Here is a 14,008-nt window from a genome sequence, read left to right as displayed (position 1 = left end):
CCCGCACCCCCAGCCGACGCCCCTCGTGGCCGGGCTCGCCGGAGCCGAAACCCTGAGGAGGGCCTGACCCGTGAACCCCACCGCTCTGCAGTACCTCCTCGCGGCGGTCGTCGTCCTCCCCCTGCTGGGCGCGGCCGGCGCCCTGCTCCCGGCGCCCCCCGGCCTCAAGGGCCGGGGCCCCGGCCAGGCCGTGCTGCGCCACGGCGTGACCGTGACCGGTGCCGTGCTCGCCGCCGCCCTCGCGCTGGCCGCCGGCTTCGACCACGACCACCCGGCCCGTATGCAGGCCACCACCGACATCAGCTGGATCCCGGCGCTGGACATCCGCATCCACCTCGGCGTCGACGGCATCTCGCTCCCCCTTGTCGTCCTGACCGCGCTGCTGACCTTCCTCTGCGCGCTCTACAGCTACTTCCACATGCCGAAGGGCCCGTCCCCCAAGGCATTCGTGGCCCTGCTGCTCACTCTCGAAGCCGGCACCCTCGCCAGCTTCGCCGTCCTCGACCTGATGCTGTTCTTCCTCGCCTTCGAGATGGTCCTCATCCCGATGTACTTCCTCATCGCCCGCTGGGGCGGCGCGGAAAAGCAGGCGGCGGCCTGGAAGTTCATCCTCTACACGCTGCTCGGCTCCGTCGTGATGCTGCTCGGCCTCCTCCTCATCGGCGTGAAATCCGGCACCTTCGACATGGTGGCACTCGCCACTGACAACGGACCGAAAGCGCAGCTCAGCCACACGGTTCAGCTCCTGGCGGTGCTCGCGATCGGCATCGGACTGGCCGTCAAGTCCCCGCTGTGGCCGCTGCACAGCTGGCTGCCCGACGCCCACACCGCGGCGCCCACCGTCGGCTCGGTGCTGCTGGCCGGCGTCCTGCTGAAGATGGGCACCTACGGCTTCGTGCGGATCGCGCTGCCCATCACCCCCGAGGGCATGCACACCTTCGCGCCCTACCTCGCCGCGCTGGCCGCCATCGGCATCATCTACGGCTCGCTGGCCTGCCTCGCCCTCGTACGCAAGGGCGCGGGGGGCGACCTCAAGCGCCTGATCGCCTACAGCTCCGTCGGCCACATGGGCTTCGTCCTGCTCGGCATCGCCAGCATGACCCCCACCGGCGTCAACGGCGCGCTCTTCGCCAACATCGCCCACGGCCTCATCACCGGCCTGCTCTTCTTCCTCGTCGGCGCCCTCAAGGACCGCTACGGCAGCACCGACCTCGACACCTTGGCGGGCAGCACCGGCGCCGCTCTCTACGGCAAGGCCCCCCGCTTCGGCGGCCTGCTCGCCTTCGGGGCGGTCGCCTCGCTGGGCATCCCCGGACTGGCCGGTTTCTGGGGCGAGATGCTGGCGATGTTCGGCGCCTTCCGGCCGGCCGCCGGCCTCAGCCGCCCCGCCTTCCTGACGTTCATGGCGCTGGCCGGCCTCGGCACCCTGCTGACCGCCGCCTACCTGCTGCTCGTCGTCCGCCGTGTCTGCATGGGCGGCACCCCGGCAGCCGTGGAAGCCGTCCCGGCCGTCGAGGAGGGCACCGCGACGGCGGCCGAGGCGGCCACCGTGGTCCCGGCCGCGCCCGCCCCCGTCGTCCCCGACCTCGCGCGCTACGAATACGCGGCCTGGACCCCCCTCGCCGTCCTCACCGTCCTCGCCGGACTGTGGCCCGCGGCCCTCCTCGGCCTCAGCGACCCGGCCGTCCAGCAGCTCCTCGGAGGCGGTAAGTGATGAGCACGGTGACCTCTCTGGTCCAGTCCGTCGACTGGCTCGCCCTCGCGCCGCCCACCCTCGCCGCGGCCGTCGCCCTGGTGATCCTCGTCGCCGACCTCTTCCTCCCGGCGGCCCGCAAGCCGCTGCTGGGGTGGATCGCGACCGCGGGCCTCGCGCTCGCCGCGCTGTCCCTGCTGCCCCTCCTGGACGGCGACCGCCGCACCTTCTGCCTGCCCGCCCACCCGGACGTGTGCAGCTACGCGGCCGATCCGTTCGCCCTGGTCATCCAGTTCCTGGTGCTCGGCGGGGCGCTGCTGACCGCCCTGCTGTCCATCGACACCCTCAAGGACCAGGATCTGCCCGCCGGCGAGTACTGGTTCCTGCTGCTCTCCTCGGCGGCCGGCGCCGCCCTGCTGCCCGCCTCCCGGGACCTCGCCACCCTGGTCATCGCCCTCGAAGTCGCCTCCCTGCCCGCCTTCGCGCTGGTCGGGCTGCGGCGCGGCGACCGGCTCTCCTCCGAGGCCGCGCTCAAATTCTTCCTGTCCTCGGTGGCCGCCACCGCCGTGATGCTGCTCGGCGTGAGCTTCCTCTACGCGGCCACCGGCAGCCTGCACCTCTCCCAGGTGGCCCACACCCTCACCGCCCTCCCCGACCCGCGGCTGGCCACCCTGGCGAGCGCCGGCGTCGCCCTCACCCTGGTCGGCTTCGCCTTCAAGACGGCCGCCGCCCCCTTCCACTTCTGGGTGCCGGACACCTACGTCGGCGCCCCGCTGCCCATCGCCGGCTACCTCTCCGTGGTGGGCAAGGCCGTCGGCTTCTCCGGCCTGATCCTCGTCACCGTCCAGGGCTTCCCCTCGTACGCGAACGTCTGGGGCCCGGCGCTGGCCGTCCTCGCCGCCCTCACCATGACCGTCGGAAATGTCGCGGCCCTGCGCCAGGACCCCCGGCGCGCGCGCAGCGCCGTACGCCTGCTCGCCTGGTCCTCGGTCGGCCAGGCCGGCTACCTCCTGGTCCCGATCGCCGCGGCGGGCTACGCCCGGGACCCGGGGCGCGCCATCGGCTCCACCGTCGCCTACGCCCTGATGTACGCGGCGGTGAACCTCGGCGCCTTCGCGGTCGCCGCCCTGGTGGCCCGTACCCGCTCTGCCAACCGCCTCACCGACTACCGGGGCCTGTACCACCGGCGGCCCGTCGTGGCGCTCGCCCTCGGCTTCTTCCTGCTCTGCCTCGCCGGACTGCCGCCCGGCATCATCGGCCTGTTCGCCAAGGTCACGGTCTTCTCCGCGGCCGTCGACGCGGGGCTGGCCTGGCTCGCCGTGATCATGGCCGTCAATGTCGTGATCGCGCTCTACTACTACCTGCAGTGGACCACGGTCCTCTTCCGGGGAGCAGAGGAGACCGCGAGCACCGGGGAGGCGGCAGGGACCGGAGCCCCCGCCCCCGCGGGCCACCCGGCCCGCACCGCGATCCCGGCCCCCCTGGCCACCGCCATCGGGCTCGCCGCCGTCCTCGGCATCGCCCTCTCCGGCGCCCCGCAGCTCGTCCTGCGCTTCGCCTCCGGGGCGCTGCTCTAACGGCCGACCGCCCCGCGGGACTCCTCACCGGTGCCTCCACGGGGCGGACACCGGCGGCCCCACGGGGCGGACACCTGCGGCCCCACAGGGCCCTCACCGGCCTCCACCCCGCCCCTGCGGCGCCACGCCCCGGCGGGCGCGCCCGCATGCCCTCCCCGGTGCGCCGCCGTCGCACAAGGGAACCTGGCTCGTTCATCTCGCGTTGACCAGTGAGTAAGGGTCCACTGGTCAGTGGAGAAACGCAGCACAGGGTTCCCCTGCCGCACCGCTTGGAGGGCGTACCGTGCACCGCCGGCACAACGGGCTCAGGACCGCCGTACTCCTCGGGGGCCTGTCCGCCCTCATCATCGTCATCGGCAGCCTGTTCGGCCGTACGGGCCTGCTCATCGCCGTCGTCGTGGCCCTGGGCACCAACGCCTACGCCTACTGGAACAGCGACAAACTGGCCCTGCGGGCGATGCGCGCCCGCCCGGTCAGCGAGTTCGAGGCGCCACAGCTCTACCGCATGGTCCGCGAGCTCTCCACCGCGGCCCGCCAGCCCATGCCGCGCCTGTACATCTCCCCGACCCAGGCGCCCAACGCCTTCGCCACCGGCCGCAACCCCCGCAACGCCGCGGTCTGCTGCACCGACGGCATCCTCCAGCTGCTCGACGAACGCGAGCTGCGCGGCGTGATCGGCCATGAGCTCAGCCATGTCTACAACCGCGACATCCTGATCTCCTCCGTCGCCGGCGCGCTGGCCTCCGTCGTGATGTTCCTGGTCAACTTCGCCTGGCTGATCCCCCTGGGCCGCTCCGACGACGACGAGGGCCCCGGCCTCTTCGGCATGCTGCTGATCATGATCCTCGGGCCGGTCGCGGCCTCGCTGATCCAGCTCGCGGTCAGCCGCTCGCGCGAGTACGAGGCCGATGCCGCGGGCGCCCAGCTCACCGGCGACCCGCTGGCCCTGGCCTCCGCGCTGCGCAAGCTGGAGGCCGGAACCCGGCAGCTCCCGCTCCCGCCCGAGCCGCGCCTGGAGACCGCCGGCCACATGATGATCGCCAACCCGTTCCGCGGCGGCGGCCTGTCCCGGCTCTTCTCCACCCACCCCCCGATGGACGAACGGATCGCCCGCCTCGAAAACATGGCGGGCCACCGCCCCTGACGCCCCGAGGCCGCCGGGACCGGTGGCCCTCAGCAGACGCCCGGCGCATCATGAACGCAACGATTCACCGGGCTCAGCGCGTCTAGCACGGCAGTTACGTTCTCCGCCGTGCCCCTGGAAGGCTGCTGATCATGAAGTTCATCCTCAACGTCCTCTGGCTGGTCCTCAGCGGCTTCTGGCTGGCGCTCGGCTACGTCTTCGCGGGCATCATCTGCTGCATCCTGATCATCACCATCCCGTTCGGCATCGCGTCCTTCCGGATCGCGGGCTACGCCCTGTGGCCCTTCGGCCGGACGACCGTCGTGAGCGACGACGCCGGCGCCGGATCGGCGATCGGCAATGTCATCTGGATCATCTTCGCGGGCTGGTGGCTGGCCCTGGGCCACATCATCACCGGCCTCGCCCTGTGCGTGACGATCATCGGGATCCCCTTCGGCATCGCCAACTTCAAGATGATCCCGGTCTCCCTGATGCCCCTGGGCCGCGACATCGTCCCCACCGACGAGCCCTTCGCCACCCGCTGACCGTCCCCTGACCACCCGCCCGCTGACCGCCCGTCCGGCGGCCGCCCGGGCCCGTGGTGCGCTCCTTGGTGCCGCCCCGACACACCGGTGGGGCGGCACGCCGAAGCGCGCCGCCCCATCCCGTGGCACCCGAAAGCCGGGCCGCTACCGGTAGTTCACGAACTGCAGGGCGAAGTCCAGATCCTTGCCCTTGAGCAGCTGCTGCACCGCCTGCAGGTCGTCCCGGCTCTTCGAGCTGACCCGCAGCTCGTCGCCCTGCACCTGCGCCTTGACGCCCTTCGGGCCCTCGTCGCGGATGATCTTGGCGACCTTCTTGGCGTTGTCCTGCGAGATCCCCTCCTCGATCGAGGCGAAGATCTTGTACTCCTTGCCCGAGGCCTGCGGCTCACCGGCGTCCAGCGCCTTCAGCGAGATCCCGCGCTTGACCAGCTTGGACTGGAAGATGTCGAGCACGGCCTTCACCCGCTCCTCGGCGTTGGCCCGCATCTCGATCTTCTCGCCCGACCACTCGATCGACGCGCCCACGCCCTTGAAGTCGTAGCGCTGCGAGATCTCCTTGGCGGCCTGGTTGAGGGCGTTGTCGACCTCCTGCCGCTCTACCTTCGAGACGATGTCGAAACTGGAGTCGGCCATGTTGAGTTGGCTCCTCGTACGTAGATCCGTCAGGGCTGCGGCCCTTCCCGGGCCCGCCTGCCAAGCCTAGCCACCCGGCCAAGATCCAGCGCTCCCGAATCGAGTGGCGAACCACCCCCAGCCATCGGGTATGGTTTACGTCGTTGCCACGGAGCACCGCCCCACAGCGGGTCTCCCGGCAGCAAACCTTGGCGGTGTGCCCGAGCGGCCAAAGGGAGCAGACTGTAAATCTGCCGGCTCAGCCTTCCCAGGTTCGAATCCTGGCGCCGCCACAAGGAGCAAAGGGCCCCTGGCTTATGGAATCCGTAAACCAGGGGCCCTTTGTGATGCGCTCTCGCGTCGCTCGTGCGGCCCTCCTGTCTTCGCGGTGCGAACGCTGAATCCCCGAGGGCGTGGACGGGCCGCGGGGGCCCCAGGGTGCCTCGCAGCCGCGGCGCGAGGCGCCGCGCAGGCTCTCCATTTCGTCCACCGAATCAAGATCGCCAGGGTGATCATCACCGGCCTGCCGACGTGTACGCGCCAATCTGTCAGGCCGCGTCCGCCGTCCCCCCCCACGCCCCCTGGGGAGAAGACTGTGCGAACAGGCGCACGTACCCGGATCCTGACCCTGGCCGGCACCGTAGCCCTTGCCACCCCCACCGCCGCACCGGCGGCCCACGCCCCCGCTTCGGGGTGCACCCACAACTGGAGCGGCCCGCAGGTCTGCATCGCGACCACCGGCGAGAGCGGCAACGTCTACCCCGGCACCATCACCGCCACCTGGACCAACCCGCCCGCCGGCCGCAACAAGGCGACGGTCTACGTCACGGACTGGTACTCGGGCACCCACACGAAGACCGCCGAGCGCCACGGCGACGCGATCAAGGGCAGCTGGCCCCCGAAGGGCAACCCCTCGCGGACGGCGACCTCTGCGTCCGCTTCAAGGGCTCCAGCGCCAAGGCCTGCGTCGACCTGATCGGCAGGTAACGCCCGCCCTCCGCACGGCTCTCCGCGCAACGGGAGCGCACGGCTCTCCGCACAACGGGAGCGGGCGGCTCTCCGCACAACGGGAGCGGCCGGCTCTCCGGGCGCAGCGGAAGCGGGGAGCCGTCGTGGCCTGTCGGATCTCCCCGCGCCGTGCCGTCCTCAGCGCCCCGCCACCGCCCGCACCGCGTCTGCCACCGGCGCCTCCCCGCCGATCAGCTCCAGCGTCCGGCCGATGGTGCCCGGCTCGTCGAGCAGCGCCGCGAGGACGGCGGCCACGTCGTCCCGGGTCACCTCGTCGCGGCCGGTCGAATCGGCCAGCTTCACCAGGCCCGTTCCGGGGTCGTTCGTCAGCCTGCCGGGCCGCAGGATCGTCCAGTCCAGGCCGGCCCGGGACCGGATGTCCGTGTCGGCTGCGGCCTTGGCCCGCAGGTAGGCGGCGAAGACCGGGTCGGTGCCCTCGGGGGGCTCGCGGTCCGCGCCCATGGAGGAGATGACGAGGAAGCGCCGTACGCCCGCGGCCTCGGCCGCGTCCGCGAAGAGCCGCGCCGCGCCGCGGTCCACCGTCTCCTTGCGTTCGGTGCCGCTGCCCGGCCCCGCACCCGCCGCGAAGACGGCCGCGTCGGCGCCTTCCATGTGCCGGGTGACGTCCTCCACCGATGCCGACTCCAGGTCGCAGACCACCGGTTCGGCGCCCGCGGCCAGCAAGTCGCCGGCCTGCTCCGGCCGGCGGACGATGCCCGCGACCTCGTCCCCGCGCCCGGCGAGCAACCGCTCCAGCCGCAGCGCGATCTGACCATGTCCACCTGCGATGACAATGCGCATGATCCCGACCGTACGCCGAAGGCCCGTCGCACGGTGCGGGACCGGCCGGGGGCCGGGGCCTTCTCGCCGCCGTGGGTCAGCGCTGCGACTGCCGGGGCAGCGCCGGAGCCACCTCCGTCGCCGAGTCGCAGTACTCCCGCACCGCGCTGGTACGGGCGACCACCCGCCCGCGGTGGATCACGATCCGGCTGTAGGCCAGCGAGAGCACCCCGGCGATCCGCTCGCCGCGCACCGCCAGCAGCTCCGCGGGGAAGCCCGCCTCGACCCGCACCTCGGGCAGGCCCAGCGTCGCCCGCGCCGCCGAACTGACGGTCTCGTACGCGGCATCCGGCGTGGCCTCCCCCAGGGAAGCCAGGAGGTAGGCCGCCTCCAGAGGGTCGCCCCGTCCGACCGGATTCGCCACGTCCCGCAGCGCCCCGCTGCCCGCCGCCACCCGCACCCCGGCCGCCCGCAGCAGCCGTACGGGCGCCGGCCGCGACACCCGCGAGCCGTACCGCTCCAGCCCCGTGCAGTCGCCCTGCGGCAGACAGACGACGGCGACCCCGGCGGCCGCCAGCTGCTCGGCGACCCGCGCCGCCACGCTCCGCGGCATCCGTGCCATCCCCGCGCACGGCCCGAGGGCGACGCCCGGCCGCAGTCCGCCCGACATCGCCGCGAACCGCGCCAGCCGTGCCGGATCGTCGCCGTCGGTGTGCAGATCCACCGGGCAGCCGTGCTCCCCGGCCAGCTCCAGGACCGTCTCGACGTACCCGGCCGGGTCGGGGTCGAGATCCGGGCAGCCGCCGATGACCGCGGCGCCCATCTTCACGGCGTCCCGCAGCATCGCCAGCCCGTCCGCCCCGGCCACCCCGGTCAGCACCCGCGGCACCGCGACCGCCGCCAGGTCGGCCAGCCCGCGCAGCGACCGGCGGGCCTGCAGCACCGCCTCCAGCGAGCGCAGGCCCTGTACGTCGCCGATCCGGACGTGACTGCGCGTAGCGGTGGCCCCGTGCCCCAGTTGCAGCAGCGCGGCCTCGGTCGTCCGCCGCTGGACGTCCTCGGGGGACCCGGAGGCGGGACCGTCGGCGTCCGCCGTCAGGGCGGTGTCGCAGTGCGCATGGGGTTCGGCGGGGGCGGGGAGCAGGAGGTAGCCGGCGAGGTCGACGCGGGCGCCCTGCGGGGCGAGGCTGCCGGCCGTTCCGACGGCCTCGATGCACCCGCCGCCGAGCCGTACGTCCACCGTCCGGCCGTCGGCGAGCCGGGCGCCGCACAGCACCAGCGCCCCGCTGTCCGACCTGGCGTAGCGGCCGCCGCCGCCGGGCTTTCCCGGCTGGGGCTGCGGCGAACTGCTGTCGGACATCGCGCTCCTCGAAGCCACCGGCGTGCAAGATCACGCAGCGTTCTTCCGAGCCTAGGGCGCTGCCGGGAGAGCTTCGCGCAGGCGCGGAATAGTCGTACCGGTGTGGTGCGCGGGGCCGTTGGGGCACGGCCCGGATACGGATTTCACGTTTGGCGGCGGGCCGTGTAATGTCTTCATCGCTCGCCCCAATAGCTCAGTCGGCAGAGCGTCTCCATGGTAAGGAGAAGGTCTACGGTTCGATTCCGTATTGGGGCTCTGATGTGTGAGGTACCTCGCCTTCGGGCGAGGGACTCTTGCATCACAGCGGTGTAGCTCAGTCGGTAGAGCAAGCGGCTCATAATCGCTGTGTCACCGGTTCAAGTCCGGTCACCGCTACTGACAGTAGCCGATTGTGGGGTCGGTCCTCCGATCGGCTACTCTTTTATGCGTTAATCCGACCACCCGTCCGTCCAAGGAGCACTCACGTGGCTGCCACCGACGTCCGCCCGAAGATCACGCTGGCCTGCGTGGAGTGCAAGGAGCGGAACTACATCACCAAGAAGAACCGGCGTAACGACCCGGACCGTCTTGAGATGAAGAAGCACTGCCCCCGTTGCAACTCGCACACCGCGCACCGCGAGACGCGATAACACAGGCTCGTCCGTGAGGCCGTCCCCATTCGTGGGGGCGGCCTCACGGCGTTATCACCATCAGTACAGGGAGGTTGCGAGCCCATGGCGCTCGACCAGTCTTTTGTCGGACGCACGTACCCGCCCACCGACCCGTACGAGGTCGGCCGGGAAAAGATCCGCGAATTCGCCGAGGCGATCGGTGACACCAACCCCGCTTACACGGACGCCGAAGCGGCCAAGGCACTCGGGTACTCCGATGTGATCGCGCCGCCGACCTTTGTGTTCGCCATCACTTTCCAGGCCGCGGGTCAGGTCATCGAGGATCCGCAACTGGGTCTGGACTACAGCCGGGTGGTGCACGGCGACCAGAAGTTCGCCTACACCCGGCCGGTGCGCAGCGGGGACCGGCTGAGCGTCACCTCCACCATCGAGGCCATCAAGTCCATGGCGGGCAACGACATCATCGACATCCGCGGTGAGGTGCACGACGAGGCGGGCGGCCATGTCGTGACCGCCGTCACCAAGCTGGTGGCCCGCGCCGCGAAGGAGGCCTGAGATGACCGCCACGATTTCTTATGACGAGGTCGAGGTCGGCACCGAACTCCCGGCGCAGACCTTCCCCGTGAGCCGCGCCACGCTCGTCCGGTACGCGGGCGCCTCAGGCGACTTCAACCCGATCCACTGGAACGAGAAGTTCGCCAAGGAGGTCGGGCTGCCGGACGTCATCGCCCACGGCATGTTCACCATGGCCGAGGCGATCCGGGTGGTGACCGACTGGGCCGGTGACCCGGGCGCGGTCGCCGAGTACGGCGTGCGCTTCACCAAGCCCGTCGTCGTCCCCAACGACGAGACCGGGGCCCTGATCGAGGTCACCGCCAAGGTCGCCGCCAAGCTGGACGACGACGACCGTACGGTCCGGGTCGACCTCACCGCGATGAGCGCGGGGCAGAAGGTGCTGGGCATGTCCCGCGCCGTGGTCCGTCTCGCCTGAGCAGGTCCTTGCGGGGGCGGTCGGCCGGGCATCGCCGGACCGCCCCCGTACCCTTGGGCGCGTGCAGGAACTCCATGACGCGCCCCTCGCCCCGCTGACCACCTTCCGCCTCGGCGGACCGGCCACCCGCCTCGTCACGGCCACCACCGACGACGAGGTGATCGCGACGGTCCGTGCGGCCGACGAAGCCGGGACCCCGCTGCTGATCATCGGCGGCGGCAGCAACCTCGTCATCGGCGACAAGGGCTTCGACGGCACGGCCCTGCGCATCGCCACCCGCGGCTTCGCGCTCGACGGCACGGACCTCACCCTCGCCGCCGGCGAGAACTGGTCCGATGCGGTCGCCCGTACGGTCGAGGCCGGACTGGCCGGTGTCGAGTGCCTGGCCGGCATCCCCGGCTCGGCGGGCGCCACCCCGATCCAGAACGTGGGCGCGTACGGCCAGGAGGTCTCCGCCACGATCACCGAGGTCGTCGCCTACGACCGCCGCGCCGGCGAGACGGTCACCCTCCCGAACGAGGAGTGCGGCTTCTCGTACCGCCACAGCCGCTTCAAGCAGCACCCCGACCGGTTCGTGGTGCTGCGGGTGCGCTTCGCCCTGGAGGACGCCGGAGGCCTCTCCGCGCCCCTGAAGTACGCCGAGACGGCCCGCGCCCTCGGCGTCGAGGCCGGAGACCGGGTCCCGGCCGCCGTCGCCCGTCAGACCGTTCTGGTGCTGCGCGCCGGCAAAGGCATGGTGCTGGACGCCGGGGACCACGACACCTGGTCGGCCGGGTCCTTCTTCACCAACCCGATCCTCACCGAGGCCGAGCACGCCGACTTCCTCCAGCGGGTCCAGGACCGCCTCGGCTCCGACGCCGCCCCGCCCGCCTTCCCGGCCGGCGAGGGCCTGGTGAAGACCTCCGCCGCCTGGCTCATCGACCGGGCCGGCTTCACCAAGGGCTACGGCAGCGGCCCGGCCCGTATCTCCACCAAGCACACCCTCGCGCTCACCAACCGCGGCAGGGCCACCACGGAGGACCTGCTCGCCCTGGCCCGCGAGGTCCGCGACGGTGTCCATGCCGCCTTCGGCGTCACCCTCGTCAACGAACCGGTCACGGTCGGCGTCAGCCTCTAGGCAGGTACGTCCCGGCAGGGCCCGGGCCGGCCCGAGCCGCCCCGGGGCCGCTACGCGCCCAGCCAGCCGTCGATCTCCGTCAGCAGCCGCTGCTGCTCGTCCTGCGGGGCGCACGAGCCGCGGACCGACTGCCGGGCGAGCTCGGCCAGTTCGGCGTCCGTGAAGCCGTGTGCGGTGCGGGCGATCTCGTACTGCGCGGCCAGCCGCGAGCCGAACAGCAGCGGATCGTCCGCGCCCAGCGCCATCGGCACGCCGGCCTCGAAGAGCGCACGCAGCGGCACGTCCTCGGGCTTCTCGTAGACCCCCAGCGCCACGTTCGACGCCGGGCACACCTCGCAGGTCACCCCGCGCGAGGCCAGCCGGCGCAGCAGCACGGGGTCCTCCGCGGCCCGTACGCCGTGCCCCACCCGGCCGGCGTGCAGATCGTCCAGGCAGTCCCGGACGCTCGCCGGCCCCGACAGCTCGCCGCCGTGCGGTGCCGCCAGCAGTCCGCCCTCCCTGGCGATGGCGAAGGCACGGTCGAAGTCCCGGGCGAAGCCGCGTCGTTCGTCGTTGGACAGCCCGAAGCCGATCACCCCCCGGTCGGCGTAGCGCACCGCGAGACGCGCCAGCGTGCGGGCGTCCAGCGGGTGCTTCATGCGGTTCGCGGCGACCACGACGCGGATGCCGAGCCCGGTGTCACGGGAGGCGCCGTGCACCGCGTCCAGGATGATCTCCAGGGCCGGGATCAGCCCGCCCAGCCGCGGTGCGTATGAGGTCGGGTCGACCTGGATCTCCAGCCAGCGCGACCCGTCGCGGACATCCTCCTCGGCGGCCTCCCGGACCAGCCGCCGGATGTCCTCGGGCTCCCGCAGGCACGACCGCGCGATGTCGTAGAGCCGCTGGAAGCGGAACCAGCCGCGCTCGTCCGTGGCCCGCAGCCGGGGCGGTTCACCGCTCCGCAGCGCCTCGGGCAGATGGACGCCGTACTTGTCGGCGAGTTCCAGCAGGGTGGCGGACCGCATCGAGCCGGTGAAGTGCAGGTGCAGATGGGCCTTCGGCAGTCGGCGCAGGTCTCGAAGTGCGGCTCCGCCGCGGGCACGAACGCTCTCCATCCCAAGATCTTGCCGTATGGGGGCGGTGCGCCGGTAGGGCCTTCCCCGAAGGGGTGTCCCAGGGAACGTTCGAACGGGCCCCGGAACGTCGGGGCCCGTTCGCAATCGGTCGGCGGCTGGTGTCCTACTTGGCCTCGGCCAGCAGCTTCTGCAGCCGCGACACGCCCTCGACCAGGTCCTCGTCGCCCAGCGCGTAGGAGAGCCGCAGGTAGCCGGGGGTACCGAAGGCCTCACCCGGGACGACGGCGACCTCCGCCTCCTCCAGGATCAGCCCGGCCAGCTCGACGCTGGTCTGCGGGCGCTTGCCGCGGATCTCCTTGCCCAGGAGCTCCTTCACCGACGGGTACGCGTAGAACGCGCCCTCCGGCTCCGGGCACAGCACGCCGTCGATCTCGTTGAGCATCCGCACGATCGTGCGACGGCGGCGGTCGAAGGCGACCTTCATCTCCTCGACGGCCGTCAGATCGCCGGAGACCGCCGCGATGGCCGCCGCCTGCGCGACGTTGGAGACGTTGGACGTGGCGTGCGACTGGAGGTTCGCGGCGGCCTTGATGACGTCCTTGGGGCCGATCGCCCAGCCCACCCGCCAGCCGGTCATCGCGTACGTCTTCGCCACGCCGTTGACGATGATGCACTTGTCGCGCAGCTCCGGCACGACCACCGGCAGCGACGAGAACTCGGCGTCGCCGTAGACCAGGTGCTCGTAGATCTCGTCGGTCAGCACCCACAGGCCGTGCTCGGCGGCCCAGCGGCCGACCGCCTCGACCTGCTCGCGGGTGTAGACCGCACCGGTCGGGTTCGACGGCGACACGAAGAGCAGCACCTTGGTGCGCTCCGTGCGGGCGGCCTCCAGCTGCTCGACGGTCACGCGGTAGCCGGTGGTCTCGTCGGCGACCACATCGACCGGGACACCGCCCGCGAGGCGGATCGACTCGGGGTAGGTGGTCCAGTACGGGGCGGGGACGATGACCTCGTCACCCGGGTCGAGGATCGCCGCGAACGCCTCGTAGATGGCCTGCTTGCCGCCGTTCGTCACCAGGACGTTCGCGGCCTCGATCTCGTAGCCGGAGTCACGCAGCGTCTTCGCGGCGATCGCGGTCTTGAGCTCGGGGAGGCCGCCGGCCGGGGTGTAGCGGTGGTACTTCGGGTTGCGGCAGGCCTCGATCGCCGCCTCGACGATGTAGTCGGGCGTGGGGAAGTCGGGCTCACCGGCGCCGAAGCCGATCACCGGGCGTCCGGCCGCCTTGAGGGCCTTCGCCTTGGCGTCGACGGCGAGGGTGGCGGACTCGGAGATCGAACCGACGCGGGCCGAGACCCGGCGGTCGGTGGGGGACGATGCGGAAGGGGTTGCAGCGCTCATATATGCATCGTTGCAGACCTCTGAGGAGCCCGGTACACGGGTTTGCGGGCACCACCCGGGAGGACCCGGAAGGATCGTGTTCGACGCCTGGCTCCGAACCACGTACACTCGCTGACCGTTGGCTCCGAACAGGCCGC

At 71.9% G+C, this 14,008-nt stretch carries 14 protein-coding genes and 3 tRNA genes; 12 read left to right on the top strand and 5 right to left on the bottom strand.

Annotated elements, in window-relative coordinates; translation table 11 throughout:
* Positions 1 to 70: 70 nt before the first annotated feature.
* From ACGFR7_RS27145 to ACGFR7_RS27130, 4 genes are all read left to right on the top strand, one after another.
* Positions 71 to 1,714: a NuoM family protein gene (locus ACGFR7_RS27145; RefSeq protein WP_393324266.1), complete on the top strand. Its 1,644-nt coding sequence runs from the start codon at positions 71 to 73 to the stop codon at positions 1,712 to 1,714.
* Positions 1,714 to 3,270, top strand: a complete 1,557-nt coding sequence (locus tag ACGFR7_RS27140; RefSeq protein ID WP_393324263.1) for an NADH-quinone oxidoreductase subunit N — start codon at positions 1,714 to 1,716, stop codon at positions 3,268 to 3,270. The genes ACGFR7_RS27145 and ACGFR7_RS27140 overlap by 1 nt, the downstream gene beginning before the upstream one ends.
* A gap of 283 nt (positions 3,271 to 3,553) precedes the next feature.
* Positions 3,554 to 4,414 carry a zinc metalloprotease HtpX gene (htpX, locus tag ACGFR7_RS27135; RefSeq protein ID WP_393324260.1) on the top strand — a complete coding sequence of 287 codons (861 nt, stop codon included), beginning with the start codon at positions 3,554 to 3,556 and terminating at the stop codon, positions 4,412 to 4,414.
* A 131-nt stretch (positions 4,415 to 4,545) separates the two neighbouring features.
* Positions 4,546 to 4,938, top strand: coding sequence for a YccF domain-containing protein (locus ACGFR7_RS27130; protein WP_393324258.1), 393 nt, complete (start codon positions 4,546 to 4,548; stop codon positions 4,936 to 4,938).
* A 144-nt stretch (positions 4,939 to 5,082) separates the two neighbouring features.
* On the opposite strand, the gene ACGFR7_RS27125 is transcribed toward ACGFR7_RS27130, so the two are convergent.
* Positions 5,083 to 5,571, bottom strand: coding sequence for a YajQ family cyclic di-GMP-binding protein (locus tag ACGFR7_RS27125; RefSeq protein ID WP_018090929.1), 489 nt, complete (start codon positions 5,569 to 5,571; stop codon positions 5,083 to 5,085).
* Between the two features lie 190 nt (positions 5,572 to 5,761).
* Here ACGFR7_RS27125 and ACGFR7_RS27120 point away from each other — a divergent pair.
* Positions 5,762 to 5,843, top strand: a tRNA-Tyr gene (locus ACGFR7_RS27120).
* 302 nt (positions 5,844 to 6,145) lie between these two features.
* On the top strand, positions 6,146 to 6,526 hold the full coding sequence (locus ACGFR7_RS27115) for a hypothetical protein (protein WP_393324255.1): 381 nt from the start codon (positions 6,146 to 6,148) through the stop codon (positions 6,524 to 6,526).
* 170 nt (positions 6,527 to 6,696) lie between these two features.
* On the opposite strand, the gene ACGFR7_RS27110 is transcribed toward ACGFR7_RS27115, so the two are convergent.
* The gene (locus ACGFR7_RS27110; RefSeq protein WP_393324252.1) at positions 6,697 to 7,359 is read right to left on the bottom strand and encodes an NAD(P)H-binding protein; all 663 of its coding nucleotides are present in this window, start codon (positions 7,357 to 7,359) and stop codon (positions 6,697 to 6,699) included.
* A gap of 76 nt (positions 7,360 to 7,435) precedes the next feature.
* Positions 7,436 to 8,698: an amidohydrolase family protein gene (locus tag ACGFR7_RS27105; protein WP_393324249.1), complete on the bottom strand. Its 1,263-nt coding sequence runs from the start codon at positions 8,696 to 8,698 to the stop codon at positions 7,436 to 7,438.
* Between the two features lie 182 nt (positions 8,699 to 8,880).
* Between ACGFR7_RS27105 and ACGFR7_RS27100 the strand changes: the two genes are divergently transcribed.
* From ACGFR7_RS27100 to ACGFR7_RS27075, 6 genes are all read left to right on the top strand, one after another.
* A tRNA-Thr gene (locus tag ACGFR7_RS27100) sits at positions 8,881 to 8,953 on the top strand.
* Between the two features lie 47 nt (positions 8,954 to 9,000).
* Positions 9,001 to 9,073 (top strand) — tRNA-Met (locus tag ACGFR7_RS27095).
* Between the two features lie 89 nt (positions 9,074 to 9,162).
* The gene (rpmG, locus tag ACGFR7_RS27090) at positions 9,163 to 9,327 is read left to right on the top strand and encodes a 50S ribosomal protein L33 (protein ID WP_006604855.1); all 165 of its coding nucleotides are present in this window, start codon (positions 9,163 to 9,165) and stop codon (positions 9,325 to 9,327) included.
* An 84-nt stretch (positions 9,328 to 9,411) separates the two neighbouring features.
* Positions 9,412 to 9,864, top strand: coding sequence for a MaoC family dehydratase N-terminal domain-containing protein (locus ACGFR7_RS27085; protein WP_393324245.1), 453 nt, complete (start codon positions 9,412 to 9,414; stop codon positions 9,862 to 9,864).
* Position 9,865: 1 nt separating this feature from the next.
* The gene (locus tag ACGFR7_RS27080) at positions 9,866 to 10,300 is read left to right on the top strand and encodes a MaoC family dehydratase (RefSeq protein WP_393324242.1); all 435 of its coding nucleotides are present in this window, start codon (positions 9,866 to 9,868) and stop codon (positions 10,298 to 10,300) included.
* Positions 10,301 to 10,361: 61 nt separating this feature from the next.
* Entirely contained in the window at positions 10,362 to 11,417 is a 1,056-nt protein-coding gene (locus ACGFR7_RS27075; protein ID WP_393324240.1) for a UDP-N-acetylmuramate dehydrogenase, read from the top strand.
* A 50-nt stretch (positions 11,418 to 11,467) separates the two neighbouring features.
* Here the strand turns inward: ACGFR7_RS27075 and ACGFR7_RS27070 are convergent, their stop codons facing one another.
* Both ACGFR7_RS27070 and ACGFR7_RS27065 read right to left on the bottom strand, forming a co-directional pair.
* Entirely contained in the window at positions 11,468 to 12,511 is a 1,044-nt protein-coding gene (locus ACGFR7_RS27070; RefSeq protein ID WP_393324238.1) for an adenosine deaminase, read from the bottom strand.
* A gap of 124 nt (positions 12,512 to 12,635) precedes the next feature.
* Positions 12,636 to 13,871, bottom strand: coding sequence for a pyridoxal phosphate-dependent aminotransferase (locus ACGFR7_RS27065; protein WP_311623462.1), 1,236 nt, complete (start codon positions 13,869 to 13,871; stop codon positions 12,636 to 12,638).
* Between the last annotated feature and the right edge of the window lie 137 nt (positions 13,872 to 14,008).

This window comes from Streptomyces sp. NPDC048516, from assembly GCF_043199875.1.
Classification (GTDB): domain Bacteria; phylum Actinomycetota; class Actinomycetes; order Streptomycetales; family Streptomycetaceae; genus Streptomyces.
Note: the sequence above shows the minus strand (reverse complement) of the source record. Positions and strands in the feature narration are given on the sequence as shown.

Bases quoted from the DNA above. Each gene is read 5' to 3' on its own strand.
- ACGFR7_RS27140 (WP_393324263.1), top strand. From the start codon at position 1,714: ATGAGCACGGTGACCTCTCTGGTCCAGTCCGTCGACTGGCTCGCCCTC.
- ACGFR7_RS27130 (WP_393324258.1), top strand. From the start codon at position 4,546: ATGAAGTTCATCCTCAACGTCCTCTGGCTGGTCCTCAGCGGCTTCTGG.
- ACGFR7_RS27125 (WP_018090929.1), bottom strand. From the start codon at position 5,571: ATGGCCGACTCCAGTTTCGACATCGTCTCGAAGGTAGAGCGGCAGGAG.
- ACGFR7_RS27110 (WP_393324252.1), bottom strand. From the start codon at position 7,359: ATGCGCATTGTCATCGCAGGTGGACATGGTCAGATCGCGCTGCGGCTG.
- ACGFR7_RS27105 (WP_393324249.1), bottom strand. From the start codon at position 8,698: ATGTCCGACAGCAGTTCGCCGCAGCCCCAGCCGGGAAAGCCCGGCGGC.
- ACGFR7_RS27085 (WP_393324245.1), top strand. From the start codon at position 9,412: ATGGCGCTCGACCAGTCTTTTGTCGGACGCACGTACCCGCCCACCGAC.
- ACGFR7_RS27080 (WP_393324242.1), top strand. From the start codon at position 9,866: ATGACCGCCACGATTTCTTATGACGAGGTCGAGGTCGGCACCGAACTC.
- ACGFR7_RS27070 (WP_393324238.1), bottom strand. From the start codon at position 12,511: ATGGAGAGCGTTCGTGCCCGCGGCGGAGCCGCACTTCGAGACCTGCGC.
- ACGFR7_RS27065 (WP_311623462.1), bottom strand. From the start codon at position 13,871: ATGAGCGCTGCAACCCCTTCCGCATCGTCCCCCACCGACCGCCGGGTC.